Source organism: Halomonas sp. KG2, assembly GCA_030440445.1.
Lineage (GTDB): Bacteria > Pseudomonadota > Gammaproteobacteria > Pseudomonadales > Halomonadaceae > Vreelandella.
Genome location: CP098528.1, coordinates 3,158,520 through 3,181,011, shown reverse-complemented (window position 1 = coordinate 3,181,011; position 22,492 = coordinate 3,158,520). Strand labels below are relative to the sequence as shown.

Annotated in this window: 21 protein-coding genes; 12 read left to right on the top strand and 9 right to left on the bottom strand. The window is 52.4% G+C overall.

What is annotated here, in order from left to right; all coding sequences use genetic code 11:
- Window positions 1–42: 42 nt before the first annotated feature.
- The 3 genes from astD (at window position 43) to NDQ72_14835 (ending at window position 3,600) form a co-directional block, all read left to right on the top strand.
- Window positions 43–1,518 (top strand): succinylglutamate-semialdehyde dehydrogenase, encoded by a 1,476-nt coding sequence (gene astD, locus NDQ72_14845; GenBank protein WKD27325.1) that lies wholly within the window; start codon window positions 43–45, stop codon window positions 1,516–1,518.
- Window positions 1,515–2,897, top strand: coding sequence for an N-succinylarginine dihydrolase (gene astB / locus NDQ72_14840; GenBank protein ID WKD27324.1), 1,383 nt, complete (start codon window positions 1,515–1,517; stop codon window positions 2,895–2,897). Before astD ends, astB begins: the two co-directional genes overlap by 4 nt.
- Window positions 2,898–3,105: 208 nt before the next feature.
- The gene (locus NDQ72_14835) at window positions 3,106–3,600 is read left to right on the top strand and encodes a DUF523 domain-containing protein (protein WKD27323.1); all 495 of its coding nucleotides are present in this window, start codon (window positions 3,106–3,108) and stop codon (window positions 3,598–3,600) included.
- 56 nt (window positions 3,601–3,656) lie between these two features.
- Here the strand turns inward: NDQ72_14835 and NDQ72_14830 are convergent, their stop codons facing one another.
- Together NDQ72_14830 and NDQ72_14825 are read right to left on the bottom strand one after the other, a co-directional pair.
- Window positions 3,657–4,295 (bottom strand): NAD(P)H-binding protein, encoded by a 639-nt coding sequence (locus NDQ72_14830; protein WKD27322.1) that lies wholly within the window; start codon window positions 4,293–4,295, stop codon window positions 3,657–3,659.
- 43 nt (window positions 4,296–4,338) lie between these two features.
- A complete protein-coding gene (locus NDQ72_14825) occupies window positions 4,339–5,274 on the bottom strand; it encodes a DMT family transporter (GenBank protein ID WKD27321.1) in 936 nt (311 codons plus the stop codon).
- Window positions 5,275–5,374: 100 nt separating this feature from the next.
- Between NDQ72_14825 and NDQ72_14820 the strand changes: the two genes are divergently transcribed.
- Window positions 5,375–5,860 (top strand): MarR family transcriptional regulator, encoded by a 486-nt coding sequence (locus NDQ72_14820; protein ID WKD27320.1) that lies wholly within the window; start codon window positions 5,375–5,377, stop codon window positions 5,858–5,860.
- 70 nt (window positions 5,861–5,930) lie between these two features.
- A complete protein-coding gene (locus tag NDQ72_14815) occupies window positions 5,931–6,524 on the top strand; it encodes a class I SAM-dependent methyltransferase (protein ID WKD27319.1) in 594 nt (197 codons plus the stop codon).
- Window positions 6,525–6,573: 49 nt separating this feature from the next.
- On the opposite strand, the gene NDQ72_14810 is transcribed toward NDQ72_14815, so the two are convergent.
- Entirely contained in the window at window positions 6,574–7,410 is an 837-nt protein-coding gene (locus tag NDQ72_14810; GenBank protein WKD27318.1) for a PhzF family phenazine biosynthesis protein, read from the bottom strand.
- A 107-nt stretch (window positions 7,411–7,517) separates the two neighbouring features.
- Here NDQ72_14810 and NDQ72_14805 point away from each other — a divergent pair, with 107 nt between their 5' ends.
- The gene (locus NDQ72_14805; GenBank protein ID WKD27317.1) at window positions 7,518–8,471 is read left to right on the top strand and encodes a LysR substrate-binding domain-containing protein; all 954 of its coding nucleotides are present in this window, start codon (window positions 7,518–7,520) and stop codon (window positions 8,469–8,471) included.
- A 25-nt stretch (window positions 8,472–8,496) separates the two neighbouring features.
- On the opposite strand, the gene NDQ72_14800 is transcribed toward NDQ72_14805, so the two are convergent.
- Window positions 8,497–9,393, bottom strand: a complete 897-nt coding sequence (locus NDQ72_14800; GenBank protein ID WKD27316.1) for a LysR family transcriptional regulator — start codon at window positions 9,391–9,393, stop codon at window positions 8,497–8,499.
- 88 nt (window positions 9,394–9,481) lie between these two features.
- Here NDQ72_14800 and NDQ72_14795 point away from each other — a divergent pair, with 88 nt between their 5' ends.
- The gene (locus NDQ72_14795; GenBank protein ID WKD27315.1) at window positions 9,482–10,237 is read left to right on the top strand and encodes an NAD(P)H-dependent oxidoreductase; all 756 of its coding nucleotides are present in this window, start codon (window positions 9,482–9,484) and stop codon (window positions 10,235–10,237) included.
- A gap of 8 nt (window positions 10,238–10,245) precedes the next feature.
- Here the strand turns inward: NDQ72_14795 and NDQ72_14790 are convergent, their stop codons facing one another.
- On the bottom strand, window positions 10,246–11,223 hold the full coding sequence (locus tag NDQ72_14790) for a YafY family transcriptional regulator (GenBank protein WKD27314.1): 978 nt from the start codon (window positions 11,221–11,223) through the stop codon (window positions 10,246–10,248).
- Between the two features lie 187 nt (window positions 11,224–11,410).
- On the opposite strand from NDQ72_14790, the gene NDQ72_14785 reads away from it, so the two are divergent.
- From NDQ72_14785 to NDQ72_14770, 4 genes are all read left to right on the top strand, one after another.
- Window positions 11,411–12,046 carry a glutathione S-transferase family protein gene (locus NDQ72_14785; protein ID WKD27313.1) on the top strand — a complete coding sequence of 212 codons (636 nt, stop codon included), beginning with the start codon at window positions 11,411–11,413 and terminating at the stop codon, window positions 12,044–12,046.
- 197 nt (window positions 12,047–12,243) lie between these two features.
- On the top strand, window positions 12,244–12,939 hold the full coding sequence (bluB, locus tag NDQ72_14780; protein WKD27312.1) for a 5,6-dimethylbenzimidazole synthase: 696 nt from the start codon (window positions 12,244–12,246) through the stop codon (window positions 12,937–12,939).
- A 30-nt stretch (window positions 12,940–12,969) separates the two neighbouring features.
- Window positions 12,970–13,350, top strand: a complete 381-nt coding sequence (locus NDQ72_14775; GenBank protein ID WKD27311.1) for a DUF1294 domain-containing protein — start codon at window positions 12,970–12,972, stop codon at window positions 13,348–13,350.
- Between the two features lie 81 nt (window positions 13,351–13,431).
- Window positions 13,432–14,784 (top strand): DUF2252 domain-containing protein, encoded by a 1,353-nt coding sequence (locus NDQ72_14770; protein ID WKD27310.1) that lies wholly within the window; start codon window positions 13,432–13,434, stop codon window positions 14,782–14,784.
- 19 nt (window positions 14,785–14,803) lie between these two features.
- Here NDQ72_14770 and NDQ72_14765 read toward each other — a convergent pair whose 3' ends face one another.
- The 3 genes from NDQ72_14765 to NDQ72_14755 all read right to left on the bottom strand — a co-directional run bounded on the left by NDQ72_14765 (window position 14,804) and on the right by NDQ72_14755 (window position 18,458).
- Window positions 14,804–16,603: a GGDEF domain-containing protein gene (locus NDQ72_14765; GenBank protein ID WKD27309.1), complete on the bottom strand. Its 1,800-nt coding sequence runs from the start codon at window positions 16,601–16,603 to the stop codon at window positions 14,804–14,806.
- Window positions 16,604–16,899: 296 nt separating this feature from the next.
- A complete protein-coding gene (locus NDQ72_14760) occupies window positions 16,900–17,949 on the bottom strand; it encodes an SPFH/Band 7/PHB domain protein (protein ID WKD30410.1) in 1,050 nt (349 codons plus the stop codon).
- Between the two features lie 14 nt (window positions 17,950–17,963).
- Window positions 17,964–18,458, bottom strand: a complete 495-nt coding sequence (locus NDQ72_14755; GenBank protein WKD27308.1) for a nodulation efficiency, NfeD-like protein — start codon at window positions 18,456–18,458, stop codon at window positions 17,964–17,966.
- Between the two features lie 178 nt (window positions 18,459–18,636).
- Here NDQ72_14755 and NDQ72_14750 point away from each other — a divergent pair, with 178 nt between their 5' ends.
- A complete protein-coding gene (locus tag NDQ72_14750; protein WKD27307.1) occupies window positions 18,637–19,353 on the top strand; it encodes a trimeric intracellular cation channel family protein in 717 nt (238 codons plus the stop codon).
- 87 nt (window positions 19,354–19,440) lie between these two features.
- On the opposite strand, the gene NDQ72_14745 is transcribed toward NDQ72_14750, so the two are convergent.
- The gene (locus tag NDQ72_14745; protein ID WKD27306.1) at window positions 19,441–22,404 is read right to left on the bottom strand and encodes a hypothetical protein; all 2,964 of its coding nucleotides are present in this window, start codon (window positions 22,402–22,404) and stop codon (window positions 19,441–19,443) included.
- Window positions 22,405–22,492: the final 88 nt, after the last annotated feature.

The following is a 22,492-nucleotide window of genomic DNA, read 5'->3' as shown; positions in this document are numbered from 1 at the left end:
ACAAGCTCGCACAACAAGCACGCATACGGGAAGGAGATAAACATGCACGCCCAACAGCAGCAACTGATTAACGGCGCCTGGGTAACGGGCGATGCCGATACCTTCACAAAGCACGACCCGGTTTCAGGAACACTGCTTTGGCAAGGTGCTTCGGCCTCAAACGCACAGGTTGGCGCCGCTATTGATGCCGCGCGTGTGGCTTTTCCTGAATGGGCGCGCACTACGTTTGCTGAGCGCCAAGCACTTGTTGAGCGTTTTGTTGATGTACTTACCGCCCGTCGTGAAGAGTTAGCGGTAGCGATTGCCTCTGAGACCGGCAAGCCGCTTTGGGAAGCACGTACTGAAGCTGGCGCGATGGTCGGAAAGGTGGCGTTGTCTATCAAGGCTTATCATGAGCGCACTGGTGAGCGGGAAAAAGAGGTGGGTAGTGCGAAAGCCGTACTGCGCCATCGCCCCCACGGTGTCATGGTGGTCTTTGGCCCCTACAACTTCCCCGGCCACCTGCCCAATGGCCATATGGTACCCGCGTTGCTCGCCGGTAATACCGTGGTGTTTAAGCCTAGCGACCAAACCCCGCTGACCGCCGATTTAACCCTGCAGTGCTGGGTGGAAGCAGGGCTGCCTGCAGGGGTGATTAACTTAGTGCAGGGTGGCGTCGCTGTAGGCCAAGCCTTGGCAGCGCACCCCGGCATTGACGGCCTGCTGTTTACGGGTAGCGCTAAAGTGGGTGGCATGTTGCAGCAGCAGTTCGCCGGGCAGTTGGATAAAATCCTGGCGCTGGAATTGGGCGGCAACAACCCGCTGGTGGTGAAAGATGTCGACGACGAGCGTGCTGCTGTACTGACTATTCTGCAGTCGGCGTTTTTATCCGGTGGCCAGCGCTGCACCTGCGCCCGCCGCTTGATGGTGCCGCAAGGGGACGTTGGCGATCGCTTGATCGACGCGCTTTCCGATGCTATCGCCAAGCTACACGTGGCAGGGCAATTTGAAGAAGCACCGGCGGCGCCGTTCTATGGCGGCTTGGTCAGCGTGGCGGCTGCCGATGGCTTGCTTAAGGCGCAAGACGAGCTGGAAGCCCTTGGCGGTACGGTGATTAACCGGATGCAGCGCCTTAAAGAAAACACCAGCCTGTTAAGCCCGGCACTGATTGATGTCACAGGGTTGGACGTGCCCGATGAAGAGCATTTCGGCCCACTGCTGAAAATCCATCGTTACAGCGATTGGGATGAAGCGTTAGCTCTTGCCAACGATACACGCTACGGCCTGTCTGCAGGGCTGATCGGTGGTGATAAAGCCGACTGGGACGACTTCCTGCTGCGCATTCGTGCGGGCATCGTGAACTGGAACCGCCAAACCACAGGGGCTTCTGGCGACGCTCCCTTTGGTGGCGTAGGTGACAGCGGTAACCATCGCCCCAGCGCTTACTATGCGGCGGACTACTGCGCTTACCCAGTGGCGTCGATGGAAGCCGATAGCTTGGAAATGCCGGAAACGCTACCGCCAGGAGTCAACCTATGAGCGACGCGGTGAATAGCAACGCGGTTAATAACAGCGTCAGAGAAGTTAATTTTGACGGCTTGGTAGGCCCCACCCACAACTACTCAGGGCTGGCCCATGGCAACGTGGCATCGATGAGTCATGGTGGCCTGGTGTCCAACCCTAAAGAGGGCGCACTGCAAGGGCTTCTGAAAATGAAGTCACTGATGGACGCTGGCTACGCTCAGGGCGTGTTGCCCCCTCAACAGCGCCCTGATGTGGGCGCATTACGGGATTTAGGCTTCAGCGGTAGCAATAGCGATGTGCTGAACCGTGCCGCCAAAGAGGCACCCCAACTGCTGAGGGCGGTCTGCTCAGCTTCCAGTATGTGGACGGCCAACGCAGGCACCGTTACCCCGAGTGTTGATGCGCCTGACCGCCGAGTGCATTTTACACCGGCTAACCTGCAATCCAGTTTTCATCGCTACCTAGAGCCGCAAACCACCGGCCGTGTGCTACAGGCTATTTTCCATGATGAGCAGCACTTTGCTCATCACCCTGTACTGCCAGCAACGCCAGCTTTTTCTGATGAGGGCGCGGCCAATCACACCCGGCTATGCGGGGAACACGGCGAGCCAGGCGTGCACCTTTTTGTGTATGGTCGCCAAGCATTTGGTGACGTGCGTAGCGGCGAACGTGAGCCAAAACGCTTCCCCGCTCGGCAAACCCTGGAAGCCAGTCAAGCAGTGGCTCGCCAGCACGGGCTAACGGATGCACAAACGGTGTTTGCTCAGCAGCATCCGGATGCTATCGATGCGGGTGTCTTCCACAACGATGTCATTGCCGTGGGTAATGGCCCCGTATTGCTCTATCACGAAATGGCCTTTTTGGATGAAGCGCGCACCTTAGATGAGCTGCGTAGCAAAATGTCCACACCACTGATTCCCGTGCGGGTCTCGCTAGATGCGGTGAGCATGGAAGATGCGGTAGCATCGTACCTGTTTAACTCCCAGCTACTTTCCAACCCGGATGGCACCATGACGCTGGTCGTACCCAGCGAATGCCAAGAGCGTGACGCGGTTTGGCGCACGATCCAGGACTTTATTCTGGCCGGCAATAATCCGATTAGTGATGTGGTCGTTAAAGACGTTAAACAGAGCATGCGCAACGGCGGTGGCCCCGCTTGCTTGCGCCTGCGGGTTGCCCTATCCGAAGCCGAACGGGCAGCGTTGACCGGCCGCGTATTAATGAATGATGCGCTGTACGATGATCTGACTGCCTGGGTCAATCGTCACTACCGTGATCGCCTTGCGGCAGATGATCTAGCTGACCCTAAGCTCGCCACAGAAGTGCTCACGGCGTTAGATGAGCTGACGCAATTGCTAAAAGTGGGATCAGTTTACCCGTTTCAGTTGGGGTAATAAGAAGTACACCCAGCAAAAACGCCAAGGCACAGCCTTGGCGTTAATCGTATATGACTGCAACGGATTGGCTTCAAATATTTGGTAGTGCGTGGTAAACCTACAGCGCACCCGCAATGTTCGCGGCTCAGGGGGAGTGGTCAGGAGGGGAGTGTTAGTATTCGCTAAGTGCTCTAACGACTAACCACCAAAACTAGAGATCGGTATTTTGAAAAAAGTATTAATGAGTGCCTGCCTCTTAGGGAAAAAGGTTCGCTATGATGGTCGAGCCCTTCCCGTGGCTGACCAGATTATTGAGCAGTGGCATTCTGAAAGACGAATTGTTTCTGTCTGCCCTGAGGTTGAGGCGGGGATGAGTATTCCCAGACAGCCTGCAGAGATTTTTGAAGGCAGTGGTCAGAGCGTAATAAATGGCGAAGCCGATGTGATTGAAAAAGAGGGAGCCAATGTCACTGCCGAGTTTTTGGCGGGGGCTTCCGTTGCTCTAGATTTATGCCTTAAATTTAATATAAACGTCGCGGTACTCGCTGAATTTAGCCCATCATGCGGAAGTTCCGCTATCTATGATGGCAGTTTTTCCGGTAAAAAAGTGCCTGGCATGGGAGTAACAGCCGCACTGCTCCGCCAGCATGGTATTCGCGTGTTCAATCAGTATGAAATAGCGGAGGCCAATCAAGCGCTCCTCGCTACACATGGTGATTAAAGCGTTGAGAGCTTACCAGAGGCTCCCTAGCACTCGGTGTACCGCGTCTTATCGGCTTAATATCCTACGGTAAATGCTTGTTGAATATGTGTTGGCGTTTCTGCTTCATCAAGCATCGCCACCGCAAAATCCTCCATTGAAATGCGCGATTCTCCGTTCTTATCCATGACAAGAGTGTCCGAGCCAAGACGAAAGGTGCCTGTCCGTTTTCCAGGGACGAGCATGGCGGCAGGAGAGAAGTAGGTCCATGCTGTGCGAGTTTCGGCAAGGCACCGTTGGTACTGTGCTTGGCAAGCCTTAGCAATTTCTAGTGCTGTTGCTGGTAGAAAGTCGGGGGCTGTTAACACCGTTTCCCCGTTGCGTCCGGGAATTAGCAATCGAGCGGCTCCGCCCACCAGTAGCACACGTTGTTCGGCGAGGGCGCTGTTGAGAATCACATCCGTGAGTGTCACCAGCAGCGCTTCCTGCCCCTCTGGTGGGCGAACAGCGCTGATCAGTAAATCCTGGCCTTCGACCACCTGCGCTAGCTGGCGCGGGTCTGATATATCGGCAACACAGTAGTTTGCCTCAGCAGGCAGCTTATGACGCTGACTTTCAGCTCTTACTACACCTGTGACGTGATGTCCCCGCGCTAACGCCTCACTCATAATGCGTGTTCCGACGTCGCCTGCGGCACCGAGTATCGCAATTTTCATGATAGTTATTCCTTGGTTTAGTGGGTCTCGATTGAGTAGATATTCAGTTAGTACGAGAAAGCTGTTTGGCTTTGCCAATATTGAGCAGGAAAATACCAGCGCCAATTAAGACAATGCCTAGGAGTAAGCCCTCAGGGGCGGCTTCTCCCTGCAGGAAGATAGCAACAGGCACCCCCACGACAGCGCCGACGGAACCCAATAAGCTCAGGAATACGGGGCCACCGCTTTTCTGGAGCAGAAACAGTAGAAAGAACTGGCCAGCGAATACTAGCGCTTGGAGTGCGATCAGCATGATGGGCAAGTGGTGTTGAGTTGGCACACGCAACGAAAAACCTGGTAAGAAGCCTATTCCTAGCAGTATTGCAACGGCGGCAATTAGCATACCGGGGGCCAGAGCGCCGCTCGACACACCAGCAGGCCAGCGTAGGGTCCGGTAGATGTTGCCGATGGCTAAGAGTACTGGACCAGCCAGGGCAATCAGAATCCACAGGTGATTGGCATCAGGTGACGATAGCTTATTGGCTGCTAAGGTGATGGCACCCAATAGCGCAGACATAACACCAGCCGCTCGCATAAATTGAAATTTTTCTATTTTCAATAACAGCGCACCAATGTAGGTGAGCAGCGGCGGTAGCGTAATGATCAAGGCAACGAACCCAGCGCCCACATGTGGGATAGCGGAGAAAAAGATCAAGTTAGAGCCAGCCACGCCAAGCAGTGCGGAGACGGAGTAGTACTCAACCGAACGCAAGCTAATAGGTGGTAAATGACCACGCAGTGCTGAGACGACCAACAGAATTAATGCCGCCCCAGTGATTGACCAAAACAGAAATGCGAGTGCAGATAGCTGCATTTCCCCGGCAAATTTAGCCAGGTTTGTTGACAGGCCTAGTAGTGCGCCGCCTGACAGTAGGTAAATCAGTGGTGCAAGCCAGACCCTTTTTGGTGAGTGTGTTGCAATTGTGTTTGATAATGCCATTAGATATGCTCTCAATTAATGTCTTGATGTCAAGATATATACAGGTTCTCTTGACGTCAAGATAAATGAGCTAAACGATAATTAGGAGCGCGGTACTTCTATGGATCATGTGGATAGAATTCTTAATCAGTGGCGACAGGAAAGGCCTGACCTTAATGTTGCACCGATGGCCACCCTTGGGCGGATTAAGCGACTGAGCTACTGCTTAACCCGTGAACTGGAAAAGACCTGGACAAAGTACGGGCTGAACGGTGCAAGCTTTGACGTTTTGGCGACCCTTCGTCGAGAAGGCCCCCCTTTTGCGTTATCGCCAGGGGGATTAATGGCTTCCACGATGGTGACCTCTGGCACCATGACTCACCGTATCAACCTGTTGGAAAAGGCTGGTTTGATTGAGCGGGTCAAAAACCCAGAAGATGGGCGCGGTTTTTTGATCTCTCTTTCACAGCGTGGATTTGAATTGATTGATGAGGCGGTTACCGCTCATGTGGAAGCGCAGGCGCAACTGGTGAGTGGCCTGAGTGAAGAGCAGCTGGCGCAATTAGATGCTCTGCTGAAGCAGTTCTTAGCGGGATTGGAGCAGTAGTGATGTGTGCCATAACTGCTTACACATCGATATCTGCTGCGCCTATTTGCTAAAGCGTTGAGGTGTTGGAATGAGCGAGCAAATATATCTCGAAAAGTCACTCAGCGCTGCGGTTTATCCGCCATTAAAGCGGGCGCTTGGTGTTGTGGACACTACCTTGCCTATGGTCACCGTTGATGCAGGCTGCGGAGCAGGGCGCGATGCACTATTCATGGTAGAACACGGCTATACAGTGCATGCCTATGATAAAAGCGATGCAGCGATAGCGCGTCTGGAGGAGATTGGAGGGCGTTATATTCATCAAACTCTATTTCCTAACGTGTCCTGCTTTGAACAGTTTGTGTATCCCAGAACTGCGCTCATTAATGCATGCTCAAGCCTGTTTTTTTGTGACCCTGGGCTATTTGCCAGCGCTTGGCAAAACCTTACGTGTTCACTATTGAAGGGCGGTGTATTCTGTGGCCATTTCATGGGGCCTGATGACAGCTGGGCAAAAATGGGGCGAGGAGATTTATCGATACACACCTATTCTGACATCCAAGCGCTTTTTAAGGATGCGTTTAGAGTCATCGATATTATCGAGCATAATACGCAGGGTAAGACACTGCTTGGTAAGCCCAAGCAGTGGCATATTTACGCCGTTGTTGCTCAGAAGGTTTTGTGACCAACATCGATAGAGTTTGAATGACTGCTTCTAAGCAGCATGGCAACAATTAAGTGATTTCTACGGCTGTGCCAGCCACTACGATTCCTCCTTGCGCAGGTACTTCGACCTGCAGCAGGCTTAAGCGTCCCATTGTTTCCCCTTGTCTTATAAGAAACTTCCCAGGTGCATCAATCAACTTGGCATCTCGCAGATACCCACCTAGCGCTGCAGCTGCAGCGCCGGTGGCAGGGTCTTCCACGACGCCGCCTATTGGGAAAGGATTCCGAGAGTGAAACAGGCCGTTGTGCTCTCGAAAGACTAGCTGCAGCGTGGTCAATTCCTCTCGTAACATTAACGCCTTCAGTTTTTCAAAATCGTAATCAAGTTGGCTCAATCGAGACTGTGAGTTGACCGCCAAAATAAGGTGCCACACGCCACCGTAGGCGAGAGCTGGGGAGATCGCTAGATCCAGCTCATCAGATGACCATTGCAGTAGCGCTAACACATCATCGACCAACGCTGTTGAGGCAGGTTTATGCGAGGGGGCTACCGAGGTTAGTGCTGCTTGAATCTGGCCATCGACCGAGCGAACCTCCACAGGTACTCGGCCAACGGCAGTATCCAGTTGGTAGGTGCCGGTACCACTTAAGCGCCCTAGCATAACGGCACTAGCAATCGTGGCATGACCACAAAAGTTGATCTCTGTCAGTGGGCTATAGTAACGAATGGTTCTAATGTTTCCACTAGCTGGGGCGATAAACGCGGTTTCCGAGTAACCGACCTCTGCGGCTATGCTTTGCATCGTCTTAGTATCCGGCAACTCATCGCCAATCCAAACGCCGGCAGGGTTGCCTTTGCTAGGGTCGGTTGAAAACGCTGTTAGGTGGTATAGAGATTTACTCATGATGTTCTGCTCCGGAAGGAATTATGTTAGAGAGAACATCATTGTGACCTTAAAAAAAATAATGGAAACTGCATTATTGTCATCCATAGGGTTACTAAATTTTAGCCATGAGCAGAATCCCTTTTCCACCTTTAAACACGCTTCGAGCCTTTGAAGCCGCCGCACGGTTAGGTAGCTTCGCTTCTGCTGCTCAGGAGCTGAACCTGACTCCAGCAGCCGTCAGCCATCGTATTAAAGAGCTAGAAGGTAGGCTCGATATTGCGTTATTTGTACGCCTACCACGTGGCGTACTTTTGACGGAGTCTGGTCGCCGCTACTATGGGCGTTTATCTAATGTTTTTACCCAAATCGAACAAGCAACTAAAGAACTGAGGCAGCAAGGGGTGGATGGTCCGCTGACGCTATCTGCCCCTCACTCTTTTATTCACTACTGGCTGATTCCACGGCTAGGTAATTTAAAAGCTCTTTACCCTGGGCTGGAGCTAACGTTACGTGGTGAAAGTGAGTTATTGAGTTTCCGCGATAATCAAGCTGATATCGGAATCCGTTTTGGCACAGGAGACTACCCAAACCTTCATGCTGAACACCTGATGGGCGATGCCGTGACGATACTTGCCCCTTCAACCCTAATTAGCAGCCTACAGGATACTCGTCCTGAGAGTCTGTTACGTTCGCAGCTTTTATTGGAAGACAGTAGTGTTCACCCAACAGAGCCCTGGAATACTTGGCAACCTTGGTTGCGTGAAGTAGGAGTTGAGTTAGATTCATCGCTACAGAAATTACAGTTCTCTGATAGCAGTCTAGCCTTAACCGCCTGCGCTGGTGGTCTTGGTCTTTGTATTGGTCGACACTCCATTGCCAGCCGGCTTCTTTTCGATCGGAAAATCCATGCGATTATGCCTTGGCGTAGTCATGAGTTCGCTTACTATCTAGTGTCACATCCGGCTGAAATTGAAAATCCACGCGTTATGGCATTTAAACACTGGTTAATTGAAGAAATTAAAAATTTTCAAATACCTTCCGCGCATGGATCAACTTCCGAGTTGGTGAAATCGCAATAGTGAGCGCTATTAGCGCTGTGCGGAGCTAGCATCTTTGGTTGCGAATCCCCTCCGCCATTGCTTCCATAAACGTGCGTACTCTGGCTACACGGCGTAAGTCTGGGTGGGTGAGCAACCATAGTGGGGTGGTCAGCGCTTCAATGGGGGCGCTTAGCCTGAGGAGGGCTTCATCGGCATCACCGAGATAGCAGGGGAGTACTGCAATTCCCGCCCCGTGGCGGACTGCTGATTGCATACCCAACATGCTGTCTAGCTTGTAGGCGGCGCTTTTATCCATCATCCACTTTTCAAGTGCTGTATCGCCTAGATGAACATCCGGGCCTATCCAGGTTTCTTTTTGTAGTGACACTGGGTCTAGCGGCAGAGGGGGGTTTAGAAGGAGAGGAGCGTTTTGCCAAAGCGCCTTTTGTCCATAAATCGCCAGGTTGATATCGCTTACTCTGCGGCCTACGAGGGTTTCCGGTGGCTTACGGGTAGGGCGAATAGCGATATCGGCCTCACGCCGCGATAAACTTTGAAGCTGGTTGGAGATAACCACTTCCAGCGTGATATCTGGGTAGTGCTGGCGAAAATTTGCCAGTAGCGGTGAGAGTAGCCCTGCGAAAAGTGTGTCAGTGGTGGTAATTCGCAAGCTGCCGGTGAGGGTCAAATCCTGCCCAATAATGCGGCGCTCGGCGCCGTTGACTTCGCTCTGCACGCGTTTGGCTGAAGCGGTCAAATCATCCCCCGCCAAGGTCGGTGTATACCCTGTGCGGCTGCGCTCGAAAAGAGTCACCCCCAACCGCCGCTCCATATCACTTAAACGCCTAAAGACGGTGGCATGACTGATACGTAGCGCTCGGCTGGCGCCGGATAGCGATCCTGTTTCGGCAATCGCTAGCACAATTTGTAGGTCGTCCCATCTTATTTGCTGTTCATTCATGCAAACCTATCTCTTATTTTTAGCCAATTTTTGATCTTATGTGAACAGGTTAGTCTGTCATCAAACCAATCAACAGGGGAGATGCAGTATGAATGTATTGGTTGTCTTGGCTCATCCTGAACGCCAGTCGTTTAATGGCGGCTTAGTGGATATCGCGGTAAAACAGCTAGTAGATGCTGGGCACTGCGTCGAAGTGGATGATCTCTATGCCGAGCGGTTTGATCCAGTGGAGCGTACTGAGCTCTATCCGCACAAAGCAGTGGATGAGAACTATTTTTACCCTCTTAACGAGCAACGTGCTCACTACGAACAAAACACCTTGGCGCAGGATGTTCAGAGGGAACTGGCACGGCTGGAGTGGGCAGATTTGGTGATCTTCCAATTTCCTTTATGGTGGCACGCTCAGCCCGCCATTCTGAAAGGTTGGTTTGATCGTGTGCTGGTATATGGCGGACGCTATACAAGCCGTATGCGTTACGATCGCGGCTACTATCGTGGCAAGCGAGCAATGCTATCGGTAACCACCGGTTCACCAGAAAAGGCGTTTCAGCCCTTTGGCCGCGCTGGCAATATGGTTCATTGGCTATGGCCAATTCATTCATCGCTGTACTACGTTGGCTTTGAGGTGTTGGCTCCCCAGGTTAGCTATGGCATCCAGGGCGGTGGTATTCGCTATCAAGAGGAGACCGAAATCATTGGCCACTTAGAGGCATGTAAAACGGCTTGGGCTTCCCGGGTTGTAAGTTTGGATGCCGAGTCACCCATTCCCTTTACGGGCTGGAATGACTGGGACGCTGATGGTGTTTTAGACCAAACAGCGCCGCTGCGCTGGCGACTAAATTGATCTCGCTATTAACTAGCGTCGCTAACGGAGTGTCCACAACTTGCCAGTAAATCATTGGCTCGTTCACGCAAGGCATCCTTCAACGCCGTTGGCTGCAGTATGGTGAACCGAAACGGGAGCTGTGCCAGCCAACTGGCAAGCCATTCGAAGCTGTCGGTTTGAGTATTGATGAGCAGACCGCTTTCCACCTGTTCGAGGCGGCTTGCGCACAGAGCCTGGAAACCGAATACCGCATTAGCCGTGGGGAGATCGGTGTGGAGTATTAGTGACACCTCATAGGGTTGGCTCCAGGACGACAAACTGTCACTTAAAAAATCTGCTGCATCGAAATTGGCTGGGCGGATAAAGGTATCGCACTGAAGCTGAACATTGCTGATACGATCCAGACGAAAGGATCGCATCGCCCCCCGAAGATGGCATAAACCAGCGACATACCAGCGTCCCTGTTGAAAAACCAAGCCGTAGGGGTCAATCCTACGCGCTATCGGTCCCTGCTGTGGAGAGTGGTAGATAAGCCCTACGGTTCGCATGCTTTCTGTAGCTTTGGTCAGTGTTTCAAGGGCTCGGTTGTCAAGGCTGGGCGCACCCCGAGGTAGGATTACCCGAGTGGTATCACTGACACCCCGCATGCGGCTCTTAAGGTTGGCGGGCATCACACGCTCAAGTTTCGCCTGAGCACTGGCAATGGCGGGTGCTGCCTCCGTAAGGCCGAGTTGGTGGGCGGCTAGCAACCCCAGGGATATAGCGAGGGTCTCTTCGTCGGTAAACATCATGGGGGGGAGTTTAAACCCAGCCACTAATCGGTAGCCGCCATAACGTCCCTGCTCGGTCATAATCGGCACGCCCATGTCTTCCAGCAGCGTCATGTAACGGCGGATGGTGCGCCGGTCGACGCCGAGGCGTTCCGCTAGTTCGGCACCACCCAGCTGTCCATGAGCCTGCAATAATTCAAGCACAGCAAGCACGCGTGTTGTGGGGTTCGCCATGCGGCCTTCCTCCTGGAACGAGTTTTGAAGCCTTAATTCTGCATTGCAGACAAATTAAATTATTGCGTTTATATAGGACAAGTTCTTACCTATTTACAAATTAACCTGATCTCGCAGTAACTCACGTCATCTGAAGCATTGACGGAAGAAGCATTGACTGAAGAAGTGACTGAAAAAGGAGATCAGCATGTCAGAACTAATTTTTTACACTCACCCTATGTCCCGTGGCCGCGTAGTGCGCTGGATGCTAGAAGAACTGGGTATTTCCTACGTCACAAAGACCATGGAATACGGCGCTGAGATGAAGAGCCAGGAATACCTAGCCATTAACCCCATGGGTAAAATACCGGCGATTAGGCATGGCAACATCGTCGTCACCGAGGTGGCGGCCATCGTTGCCTATCTTGCAGATCAGTTTCCAAGTAAAAAACTAGCGCCGCCGCTGGAATCACCTGAGCGCGGCGCTTACTATCGCTGGCTGTTTTTCATGGCCGGTCCCTTTGAAATGGCCACCAGTGCAGTCGCCTATGGGTGGAGCATTGATGACAGTAACGCCCAGGCCGTTGGTTGTGGCCGCATAGACGACAGTATTAATACCTTGGAAAAGGTGCTGGAAACGTCGCCATATATCTGTGGCGATCAATTCACCGCAGCGGATATCGTGCTCAGCAGCTATCTCTGGTGGGGGATAATGCAGAAAAATATTCCGCCAAAAGAGGTATTCAAAGAGTACATAGAACGCACGGAAAGCAGGCCTGCCGCTAAACGCGCGAATGCAATAGATGACGAGCTGGCTACGAAAATGAAACCTGTTTCATTCTAACGATCTGGGTTACTGCCCTGGCCGGTGATGTTGGCGGGCTGGGGCTTTAGCGTATAGGCGACAGTTGATAGCATGTATTCCAGATCATTTGACTCACCGCTGCTTGGAATCTAACTCTGTATTGCTCTATTCATGAACGCAGCGAAGTTCTGGGGTAGGCTGCACCTATATTTGTATTATCAAAGGCCTTACACCCAATGAGTACCCCGAGTCACCACTTTTCAGATGCTGAGAAGCGCGGGCTATACCGCGCTATTTATGAACGGCGTGATGTGCGTTCACAGTTCTTACCCGACCCGATTGCCCCCGAGATTCTGGCCAAGCTTTTAAAGGCAGCCCACCACGCTCCCTCGGTAGGCTTTATGCAGCCCTGGGATTTCATTGTGATCGAAAGCCGCGAGGTGAGGGCGGCGATAGTGGCGATGTTCGAGCGAGAAAACCAAAAAGCCGCTGAGCGGTTTGAGGGAGAACGTAAGGAGCGCTACCAGGGTTTGAAACTACAAGGCATTTTAGAAAGCCCGATTAACCTCTGCATTACTTGTGATCGCAGCCGGGGAGGCCCCCATGTGCTAGGGCGCAATAGCATTGTGGATACCGACCTATTCAGCACATGTTTAGCCGTGCAAAACCTCTGGCTGGCAGCGCGGGCAGAGGGCATTGGCGTTGGCTGGGTTAGTATTCTCGATCAAGATCAACTGAGCACGGCGTTGAAGTTGCCTGAACATGTTTATCCATTGGCTTATCTTTGCCTTGGCTACGTCAGCGAGTTTTTAGATCAGCCCGAGCTGGAAGCAAAAGGATGGCGCTCTCGGCTTTCATTAAATGAATTGGTGCACTGTGATGGCTGGGGCGGTTCGTTGACAGAAAGCCCACTTCTAACTGCTTTAGAATAATCGAGGCTCAAGGAAAGGAGCAAAACACTCATGTTGAATCGAAAGGCTAGCGCACCTCGGCACGTGAAAGGCACAGTGGGGCGGTCACTGGTCATAACGCTGACATTTTTTGCGCTACTGGCCGCCGTGGTCGTCAGCGGAAAGCTACCTATGTGGTTGCTGTTCATCTACCTAGCGGTCAGTGTGGTGACATGTCTTACTTATGCGGTAGATAAATCCGCTGCACAAAATAATGCGCAGCGGATTTCCGAAAATACCTTGCATGTGTTGTCACTATTGGGCGGCTGGCCTGGAGCAATGGTTGCACAGCAATGGCTTCGCCACAAAACACAAAAGCGCGCTTTCAGACGTGTATTCTGGATGACGGTGCTGATCAATTTGGCGGCGCTAGTTAGCTGGGCATGGGCATAATTTGTGAATGACTTATTCTGTTAACGTTTATCTCCTACGCTAATAGCAGACTGCTTTTTACGCACCGATAAAGGCAACGCGATGAGCCATGCACTAACCGGGCATAACCGCCCACAACAAGTGATTGAGGCAATTCAGCAGGTGAATGCGCCGCTCAATGCAGCGCACCGCCAAGCAAAGTACGCCAAAATGGCCGTGTCTCCCTACCGATTCTTTCGTGGAACTAATCACTTGTATTGGCAAGACGTTTGGCACGACTGGCGCTTCGCGCTATTCGGTGGATGGCCTAATACCCAAACGTGGCTTCAAGGCGATGCGCATGTTTATAACTTCGGCGCTTATGGTCACCACGATGACCAGGTGCGCTACGGTATGGATGATTTCGATGACGCGTTGATAGGTGACTATCAATACGATGTATGGCGGCTGGCGATCAGCGTGGTACTGGATAGCCGTGAAAACGCCGCGTTAAGTTCTAAAGCGACGGATAAAGCGCTGAAAAAGCTGTTAGAGGGGTACATCCAGACGCTAGCTGTTTATAGCCAAGAATCTAATGAAAAAGATACGCTGGCTAAAGAGCAGCCCATTGAGGCGGTGACTCTGGATAGCGCCAAGGGACCACTGAAGGCCTTCATGGGCAACGTCGCTGATAAGCAGAGTCGGGCGCGTATGCTGGAAAAATGGACAACCCTCGATAGTCAGAAAGGGCGCATGTTCGCTGAGCGCTCTGGGAAGCTTGCGAACTTACCAGCAGATGTCGCCAGCCAGCTGCGTCGTTTGATTGAGCAAGAGTATCAACAGACGTTACAGCACCCGATCAAAGAGAGTGACCCAAAACATTTTCGTGTAAAAGACACCGTGCGCCGCCTTGATGCGGGAACGGGGTCGTTAGGTGTGGAGCGTTATTATGTTTTGATTGAGGGTGGTGCGAATCATGAACACGACGACGTTATATTAGATGTTAAAGAACAAGTAACGCCAGAAGCTTATGGCTTAATGAATAAAGCCCAGCAACAGGCGTGGCGAAAGCTATTTCCTAATGAAGGCATTCGCCATGCAGCGGCATTTCATGCCATTGCCGAACACCCCGATGCCTACTTGGGTTGGCTGACCATGAATGGCAAAGTTTTCTCGGTTCGGGAGCGCTCTCCGTTTAAAAAAGATGTGCCTACTCACAAGCTTTCAGGGGCTAAGTCTTACCGTAAATTAGCGCGCCAATGGGGTGAAATTCTCGCACGTGAACATTTGCGCGGTGCCCAGGCGCTTCACCGTGGTCAGTCAGCGCCATTTGCCAATGCGGTATGCCAACGCTTAGAAGGTCGCGAAGCGCAGTTTATTGAGGTAGTGACGACCCTGGCAATTGCCTATGCCGACTGCGTATCTCAGGACTATAAGGTGTTCGTGGAGCACTTTTTGAAGGCAGATTCTGCTTAACAAGCTACGCCATTAACGTTCATAGTGTTTGCCGTTTACCGAATAAAAAGCCTTGATCTTCAAGAGAGTCTTCCCAAACAACACAGCGGTTTCGCCCGCTGTGTTTTGCTTGATAAAGTGCCTCGTCGGCAAGTCGTAACAATGTCTTGGGGTCTTGGGTGTGATCAGGGTAAGTGGCGATACCGCAGGAAAGCGTGATCTGTCGAAGCGGTATACCCTGATGAGCAAATGCCGTTTGCGAGATGGATGTTAGCAGTGCTTTTGCTCTGGATTCGGCAACAGTTCGCGATGTGGCAGGCAGCAAGGCAACAAACTCCTCCCCACCAAAACGACAGATGACGTCGAGATCGCGTAGATGTTGTCGCAGCAACTGTGCAATATCCACCAGAACGGTGTCTCCTGCATCATGACCAAAATCGTCGTTGATCTGTTTGAAATAGTCCACATCCAGCATAAGTACAGAGAGTTGGCTGGTAGACTGTCGTACTCGCTGGCATTGGTGCTCAAATGCTGAGTCGAAGTGACGACGATTATGCAGGCCTGTCAATGGATCTTTGCGGGATAAGCTATCTAACTCCTGAACGAGTCGGTCAAGGTCAGCGGTACGGGACGCTACTTGTTGCTCAAGAGTTTCATTGGCAAGGGCAAGTTGTTGTTGAGTATGGCGATAGTGCCACAGGAAAATGGCAGCGTTGGCGACAGCAAAAGCTAATGTGCCATAGCTTAATGGCACGCTGCGCCAGGCTACAAAACCATGGGCAACGGCCATATCGGCTAACAGCAGTGGGGCGAAAAAAGTAAAACTCACCGTTAGTAGCCGCTGTTCTACCTTTAGCCATTGAAAGCGCATGAGTGCTAGCACCAACATTACCGGGAGCGAGATGGCTAGCATGACGTCAAAAATGGGAAACGTCAGTGAAAGGCTGATTACGTCCAACAAAACCAAACCCATGGCGAAAACGAGGTATAGCAGATGGGTCACCCATAGCCGTGTGATCCAGCGTTTGGCTGTGCCTTCGAGCCAGTCGCTGAGCAGCAATCCCAATGCCACTGGCATCGTATAGTAGCTGCCTGCTCGCAACATGTCCCAACCCAGGGCGCAATCTGAAATTAGCTGGCGAGCAGGGGTTTCAGCAAGCAACATCAACCCTGACGCATAGGCAAATAGCGCAATGGCACCAAAGCCTTGGCGTTGTGGCCCTATCAACGCGAAAATAGTTGCCAGAATTGCTAGCACTAACACCAGTGCACTCACGCCAAGGTCTTGAGCGGAGTCGTGAATAACCTGATTTAGTACATCACTAAGCTCCATCACTTGCACTTGGCCCCAGAGACCAATGCTGGTGTAGTCAGAGTAGAAGCGAAAAGTGAGTTGTTGCCCGGCAGCATCGTCGGGTAAGTCGATCATATGCCAAGGCCAACCTGCAAAACTCCCCTTACCCTGAGCGTCAAACTCACCGTATTGATAAATAAGTTTGTCACCTAGATAAACCTGCCCGATAAGATTCATGCTAGTGATAAAGAGAACGGGATCGTTCCAATCTCCGGCGGGCAGCGTCGTGCGTAACCAGAGGTGTTCGTGCCCCTCGCGGCCAGGCGGGTTAAATGGAGAATCAGTTGCCTGCCACTCGCTTGCGTTGCTGTGCAGCCATAGAAGGCGGTTATTTGAACCCTGCGGAGAATCGCCCCAGCGGTATTCCCAACTTTGCAGTGGTTGTGGCGGGGAAGCAGCGAAAAGCCCACTTGGAAGTATCCCAAGCGTGGTCAGTATTAGGAGCAACTGAGTGTAATGACGTATGGCAAGCCAACGAGGCAGCATGATGAACGTCTAATCTCCTGATTATGATCCTTCTTCTGGTAAGTACTTCAATCAAAGCCTACGAGTTGATTGAGGCGCACATGAGGCAAACAGCAAAGATTCTTCCCAGTTTAACTAAAAATATGCCTTAGGCGATGGTAGTTTCGTCAACGTTACTAAATGTTTCTAGAGAGTGACAGAGGGAGCTGAGCCTCTGTTGGCCCAGCCTTGGTAGGTTTTGCGTCGCTGATAGAAATAGCTGATAGAAGTAATTGGTAGAAATAGTAACTAGCGCAGTATTATTAAAAGCATACTTTTTAAGTGGATGCGGCGCCGCCGACGATGCCGCTGCGAAAGCCGCTCTCGCTGCTGTTGCGATTTTTGAGATGATTGGCGACAGTATCTTCAGGTGAGCCTGCCATTTCACGGAACATGCCCATTGACCCCAGTAGAGCAGAGGACTCGTAAGGCACGAATACCCGCTCACCGTCTTTCGCCATGTTGGGCAGCCCTTTGATATAGCTTTGGCCAAGTAGATAGCCTACTACGGTGCGCTTGTTCTCTTCGCTATCGCCGATGGCACTAAGCACGAGTTTGATGGACTCCTGCTCACCTTGAGCGCGTAAAATCGCTGACTCTTTATCACCCTGGGCGTTAAGAATGGCCGATTCACGCTGGCCTTGAGCCATTGCAATGGCTGCAGACTTTTCACCTTCTGCTTCTGTCACTGTCGCGCGGCGTTTACGTTCAGCGGCCATCTGCAGGCGCATCGCAGACTCTACCTCTTCTGGCATGGCGATATCCTGCACCTCTACCCGGGAGATTTTGACACCCCATTTGGAAGCGGGCTCTTCCATCGCTGCCTGGATTTCATTGTTAACTTCGGCACGAGACTCAAACAGTTTATCTAGCTCCATCTTACCGACCACTGAGCGAAGCGTGGTTTTGGCCAGAACCTCGACGGCTTGGCTCATATTCTCTACTTCATAGACAGCTCGTTTAGGGTCGATAATTTGATAGTAAAGCGCGCCGTTGATCCTCACGGTGACGTTATCCGTGGTGACGACCGGTTGGCCCGGGAAGTCCATGACCGTTTCACGGCGGTCAATGCGGATTTCATCGCTGGTAATGGCTGTGTAGTCTTCGCCCATTTTGCGATAGCGCAGCATTGTGATCGCGCGTGGCTGCTCAATAAACGGAATAATGATGTTGATGCCGCTTTCTAGTACGCGATGAAACGAACCTAATCGCTCAATCACCATCACTTCTGACTGGCGAACAATGACCAGCCCTTTCGAGATGATGAGCACGCCAATAACGACAATAATCAGGCTGATAAGCAGGCCTGGGCTAATTGATAAATCCATGAGGTTATTCATGCTTATGGCTCCTTGCGTGGGGAAATTGCATCCTGGGGACTAGCATTTTCTGGAGGTATCAGCGTCACTAAGGCCGTTGTACCCTCAAAGCGCTTAAAGATGACTCGGGTTCCTGGCGGCAAGTCGGTATCACCGCTCTCAATGACACGCAAACGGTAGAAATCACCGTTCACTTTAATGCCAGTGGCGTTGTCAAAGTCGCGAACCAGTGTTTCGTAATGATTACCTTTTTCAACGCCCGTGCCGGTCGTGCCGTAGGCCACACCTTTTGGCGAAAAGCGCGGACGAATAACCATAACGCCTAAAGGCACTAAGACACCCGCGAAAATCCCCATACTAAGTAACTGCCACGGCAGCGATAACCCCAGTGCAGTTACCGCGGCGGTCAGCGCCGCAGCAATTCCCAGCGCAAGCAGTAACATTGCGCCAGACGTCAATTCTGCGAGACTTAGCAGCAGGGCAATCACCAGCCAAGTATAAGCAGGGTTCCAGTCCATGTGTGCTCCTTGCTGTCTATGGATGAAGTTGTCCACTAGCGTAACCTACTCAGCGTATATTGGCCTGTGTACTGCATGACAGCCACTGATTAGTGATCTCATCTTCTTCGCGATGACCCGAGTACTCATAGGAGTGCTATCCTGCTCGCCTTATTAGCATGTCTCCAAGGAGAGTCGCGTGTCGGGTGTGATTTACTGGTTGGATATGGCGGGTGTCATCGTATTCGCCTTGTCAGGTGTGATTTTAGCCTGTCGTTCGCGAATGGACCCCTTCGGTATGCTGGTGCTGGCGGCGGTGACTGGCATTGGCGGTGGCACGCTCAGGGATTTGGTGCTGGGCGTTCGTCCGGTATTCTGGGTGACTGATCCAACCTATTTGTGGGTGATATTAGCCACAGTGGGTGTGTCTTTGGTGGGGTTTCACTATATTCATCGCCTTTCTCGCGGCTTTTTGCCCGTTGCGGATGCGTTCGGGCTGGCACTATTTACTGTCATCGGCACCCATAAAGCACTGTTGCTGGGCACATCAGGCGTTGTGGCGGTGTTAATGGGCATGATGACAGGAGTCGCGGGTGGCATGATTCGTGATGTGTTAGCCCAGCGGGTGCCCATGGTGCTCCGTGAAGAGATCTACGCAACGGCAGCCTTGGCGGGTGGCATTGTGTATGTGGCGTTCGATGCATTAGAGGCGCCGCTAACCGTTGCGATTGCCGCTGCATTAACGGTGACACTCGGGTTGCGCCTAGCGGCGATTCACTGGCGCCTGGCGCTACCGGTATTTGCTTGGGTTACCCTACCACCGAAAACACAAGATGGGGCTTCGGCACCGCTATCAACCCCTCAGAAAGCTAAAGAGCGGGTACGGATGATCCGGCGAGAGCGTAAAAAACGTTAGCTGGGTGGCCTTCCTTTCGCTATAACGCTAAAGGAAGGCGCGCTTATTCTTTTCTTTTTTCGTTGCTATCTTCTATTTCGTTCACTTTCAAAACGCATTTGCTTCCCGCCAGCGATCAAACCAGCGCCTTGGTTGCAGTACCTTTAACGTGGGTTCGCTGTCGATCAGCTCTACACCTATCCCTAGTGCGCCAAGGTGTGCATAGAGCGCACCATTGGCGCTTTTTTCAGCTAAGGTGACATCGGAAAGCAGCAAAAGTGGTCCGCCGCTAAGCGTGAGATCATGTAGGCGTATGCGTTCGCCGTTGATCTGAAGCTGCGCGCCACCGTTAATGTCATGCACGTTTAATAACCGTCCCAGCCAATCACTTTGTCTGGCGCGGGCGAGAAAGAGCCGGGCCAATAGCCCAGTGTCGCGCATGCCAAGGCGCAGTTGGCTGGTTAAACGAATAGGGTCATCCCACTCAAGTTGTGCTTCTTCCATCGTGAGTTGCACCCACCAGCCAGCATCTTGTGTGCCTTCCGAGCTTTGCCGAAAGACGTTTTCAAGACGCAGAAACGAGTCATTGGCGGTGAAGCGCCGTGTTTCTAAATCGCCTTCGGTGAGTTGCAGATGTAATTCAACATCGCCCTTAAGCTGTTGATCAAGTAGCGCTAGTTCGGCACCAAATGCACGTAGTGTCATGTCTCCCTGGGCGGTAAGCCCCTCCAGCAGCCATTCGCTGGTTAGGCTAGCTTGGCCGCCCAATAAGGTAACCCCGGCATTTTCAGGTAGGTAGCGGTTATAGCGGGTGAAGTCGGGCACCTCCGTAATAGGCAGTGCGATGCGAGTAGTGAAGAAATCGGGCTCTGGCGACTCCAGCACGTCACTAAAACGTTCAGTTTCGGTTGTAAGGGCAAAGTGGCGGCCTTCCAAATGGGGGCGGTCATCGTCCTGGCGCATAAGCGCAAAGTGTGGAATGCCTAGTGAAAGCTGGGCCCGCTCAGACGTGTCGAGCTGGGCAGTCAGTTCGCCACGCCCAGTAGCAACGTAATCTAAAAATGCCACCTCAAGCTGATTGGCATTCACTCGTAGGCGGGTGGGGGCTAGTAAACGGTCATTATGAAAAGCCCCTTGAGCGAACAGTTGGCCGTTACCTGCAATTGCCAAGCCATGGGCGTCGGGTAAAAAGGTATTTAAGAATCCCAGTCGCTGAACGCTACCTTCGAGTGAAAACTCGCCACTGAGCGGTTTATCCTCATCACCGTTGCTGTCGCTGCGCTGAAAACGGCCGTCATTGAGCACTAAAATACTCTCTAGTCGCTCGTTGGTAGACTGTGTATCCGCCACTTGCCAGCGTAGGCGTGAACCGCTGATATCAAGCCTTGTGCCATCAAGGGTGGCTTGGCGAATGGCTAACCTAAGCTGTGCGTCGCTTTCCAGTACGCCGTTCTGTTCCGTGTGTTGCCAGCGGGTGGCTAGTTGCTCTCCTGCTAAAAAGAGCTCACCGCGCATTTGATCGGTGGTGAAGTCGAGCTGCCCACGGCTAGTCGCTTGGCCGCTAAGCAATTGCAATGGGGCCGGGTCGGGCAGGGCGGCTTTAAGATAAGTTTGTAACACGCTAATGTCGGGTAACCGAGCGGACTGCCAGGTTAGGCGGGCAGTGGCGTTTTCTCGCGCTAGCGCTGGGTTCAGTGGGCTAAGCGCATTCAACGTAATGGCCGCGTCCGCCATCAACGTTCGCTGATGGTGGCTAAGGGTGGCGTCAGTGAAGGTGAGAGTCGCGTCTATCGTCTCTTCGTTCGACAGTTGCGCGGCCAACGAGCCGCTTCCTTGAGCCGTGAAATCAACTAAATTAGCCGCAAGTGTTGGTGCTTGAATCGCTAAAAAGGCGTCATAAGGCTTGGCGTCACGAAGCGTCACGCTAGCTTCAATTTGGCCGTTACCTTCAAGCCGAACCCCTTGGCCGTCAAAGGTGTGTGCCAGATAGCGATCAAGCATGTCCAGACGAGTGACGTCGCCCTGTAGTTCCAGCGAGGCGCCAGTGGGCAGGTCTGGCTGGTCTAGGCGTTGATTGGGCATGCTGGTCGCTAGGTGAAGTTGCGTATTGGTGGCATAAGGGTGGGTATCCGCCAAGACGACATTGATTAGTTGCGTTGAAAAGTTGAGCTTGTTGTCTTCTACCGCCAAACGCACGGCGCCTTCACCAATGGCGGTGTGGAGCGGAGGCGGTGTTTCTGCAACCAACCAACGCAGGTTGTCTGTTTCCCGGGGTTGCAGGCGCTGTTCGTTCACCGCTAAGCGCAATTCGGGGGCATTTAAGGTTAGCTCGCTACCACGCTGTAGCTTGCCATCGCTTAGGTTAAGTTCACCCGTTAAGTTGCCGTGACCATCAAGTGTCAGCCAGGGCAGCGCTTCTAGGTAGGGCATAAATACATCCCAAGCATCTGCCTGCGCCGCGAGGGTCAGTTGTGCAGACAGGGCGCTGAGCAGTTCAGCGGTGAGCTCTTCGCGGGGAATTTGCGCGGTAGTAACACTGTCCAGGGAGGCATCTGCGCGTAACTGGATATTTTGTACTAACGAGGCTTGGTCGCTAAGGCGTATTAGGTGACCTTGGCTGATATCCAGCGACACACTTGGAACGGCTAACGCTGCGCGACTTAGCTGGGTATCCGTCACCTGCAGCTGGCCTTGTGCCTCGAGAGCAATATCGCCTACGGTCAAGCGACGAAGCCCGTTGGCATCGAGTGCCTGTATGTGCAGCTCGCCGCGCAGAAGTGCTAGTAACGACAGCGAAAGCGTTGCACGTTGGGCTTCAACGGATATCGGTAAGCTGTCGTCTTCCCGTGCCAAGTAAAGGTTCTCGACCTCCCAGCGCCCTGGATGCAGACTGTTTGCATTCGTCCAGCGTACTTCGACTCCCTCAATCTGAGACAGCCGTTTGGGTAGCCATTGACTATTTAGCAGCCAAGTACTGCCAAGTACCCATACTAAAGTCGCTACCAAAGCGCTTAACAGCGTGATTATCAGGAGGCGGAGTAGACGTTTTGACCTAGGGCTCTCTTTTGGCATACGGGCTTCCTTGCAGATGACTCCTGTCGGCGCGTGTTTTATGGCATTATGCGCGTCGTGGGGCCGTAATGGGTTTTCGATTTCAACG

Bases quoted from the DNA above. Each gene is read 5' to 3' on its own strand.
- astD (WKD27325.1), top strand. From the start codon at position 43: ATGCACGCCCAACAGCAGCAACTGATTAACGGCGCCTGGGTAACGGGC.
- astB (WKD27324.1), top strand. From the start codon at position 1,515: ATGAGCGACGCGGTGAATAGCAACGCGGTTAATAACAGCGTCAGAGAA.
- NDQ72_14830 (WKD27322.1), bottom strand. From the start codon at position 4,295: ATGAAAATTGCGATACTCGGTGCCGCAGGCGACGTCGGAACACGCATT.
- NDQ72_14825 (WKD27321.1), bottom strand. From the start codon at position 5,274: ATGGCATTATCAAACACAATTGCAACACACTCACCAAAAAGGGTCTGG.
- NDQ72_14820 (WKD27320.1), top strand. From the start codon at position 5,375: ATGGATCATGTGGATAGAATTCTTAATCAGTGGCGACAGGAAAGGCCT.
- NDQ72_14815 (WKD27319.1), top strand. From the start codon at position 5,931: ATGAGCGAGCAAATATATCTCGAAAAGTCACTCAGCGCTGCGGTTTAT.
- NDQ72_14810 (WKD27318.1), bottom strand. From the start codon at position 7,410: ATGAGTAAATCTCTATACCACCTAACAGCGTTTTCAACCGACCCTAGC.
- NDQ72_14805 (WKD27317.1), top strand. From the start codon at position 7,518: ATGAGCAGAATCCCTTTTCCACCTTTAAACACGCTTCGAGCCTTTGAA.
- NDQ72_14800 (WKD27316.1), bottom strand. From the start codon at position 9,393: ATGAATGAACAGCAAATAAGATGGGACGACCTACAAATTGTGCTAGCG.
- NDQ72_14795 (WKD27315.1), top strand. From the start codon at position 9,482: ATGAATGTATTGGTTGTCTTGGCTCATCCTGAACGCCAGTCGTTTAAT.
- NDQ72_14790 (WKD27314.1), bottom strand. From the start codon at position 11,223: ATGGCGAACCCCACAACACGCGTGCTTGCTGTGCTTGAATTATTGCAG.
- NDQ72_14785 (WKD27313.1), top strand. From the start codon at position 11,411: ATGTCAGAACTAATTTTTTACACTCACCCTATGTCCCGTGGCCGCGTA.
- bluB (WKD27312.1), top strand. From the start codon at position 12,244: ATGAGTACCCCGAGTCACCACTTTTCAGATGCTGAGAAGCGCGGGCTA.
- NDQ72_14775 (WKD27311.1), top strand. From the start codon at position 12,970: ATGTTGAATCGAAAGGCTAGCGCACCTCGGCACGTGAAAGGCACAGTG.
- NDQ72_14770 (WKD27310.1), top strand. From the start codon at position 13,432: ATGAGCCATGCACTAACCGGGCATAACCGCCCACAACAAGTGATTGAG.
- NDQ72_14765 (WKD27309.1), bottom strand. From the start codon at position 16,603: ATGCTGCCTCGTTGGCTTGCCATACGTCATTACACTCAGTTGCTCCTA.
- NDQ72_14760 (WKD30410.1), bottom strand. From the start codon at position 17,949: ATGGATTTATCAATTAGCCCAGGCCTGCTTATCAGCCTGATTATTGTC.
- NDQ72_14755 (WKD27308.1), bottom strand. From the start codon at position 18,458: ATGGACTGGAACCCTGCTTATACTTGGCTGGTGATTGCCCTGCTGCTA.
- NDQ72_14745 (WKD27306.1), bottom strand. From the start codon at position 22,404: ATGCCAAAAGAGAGCCCTAGGTCAAAACGTCTACTCCGCCTCCTGATA.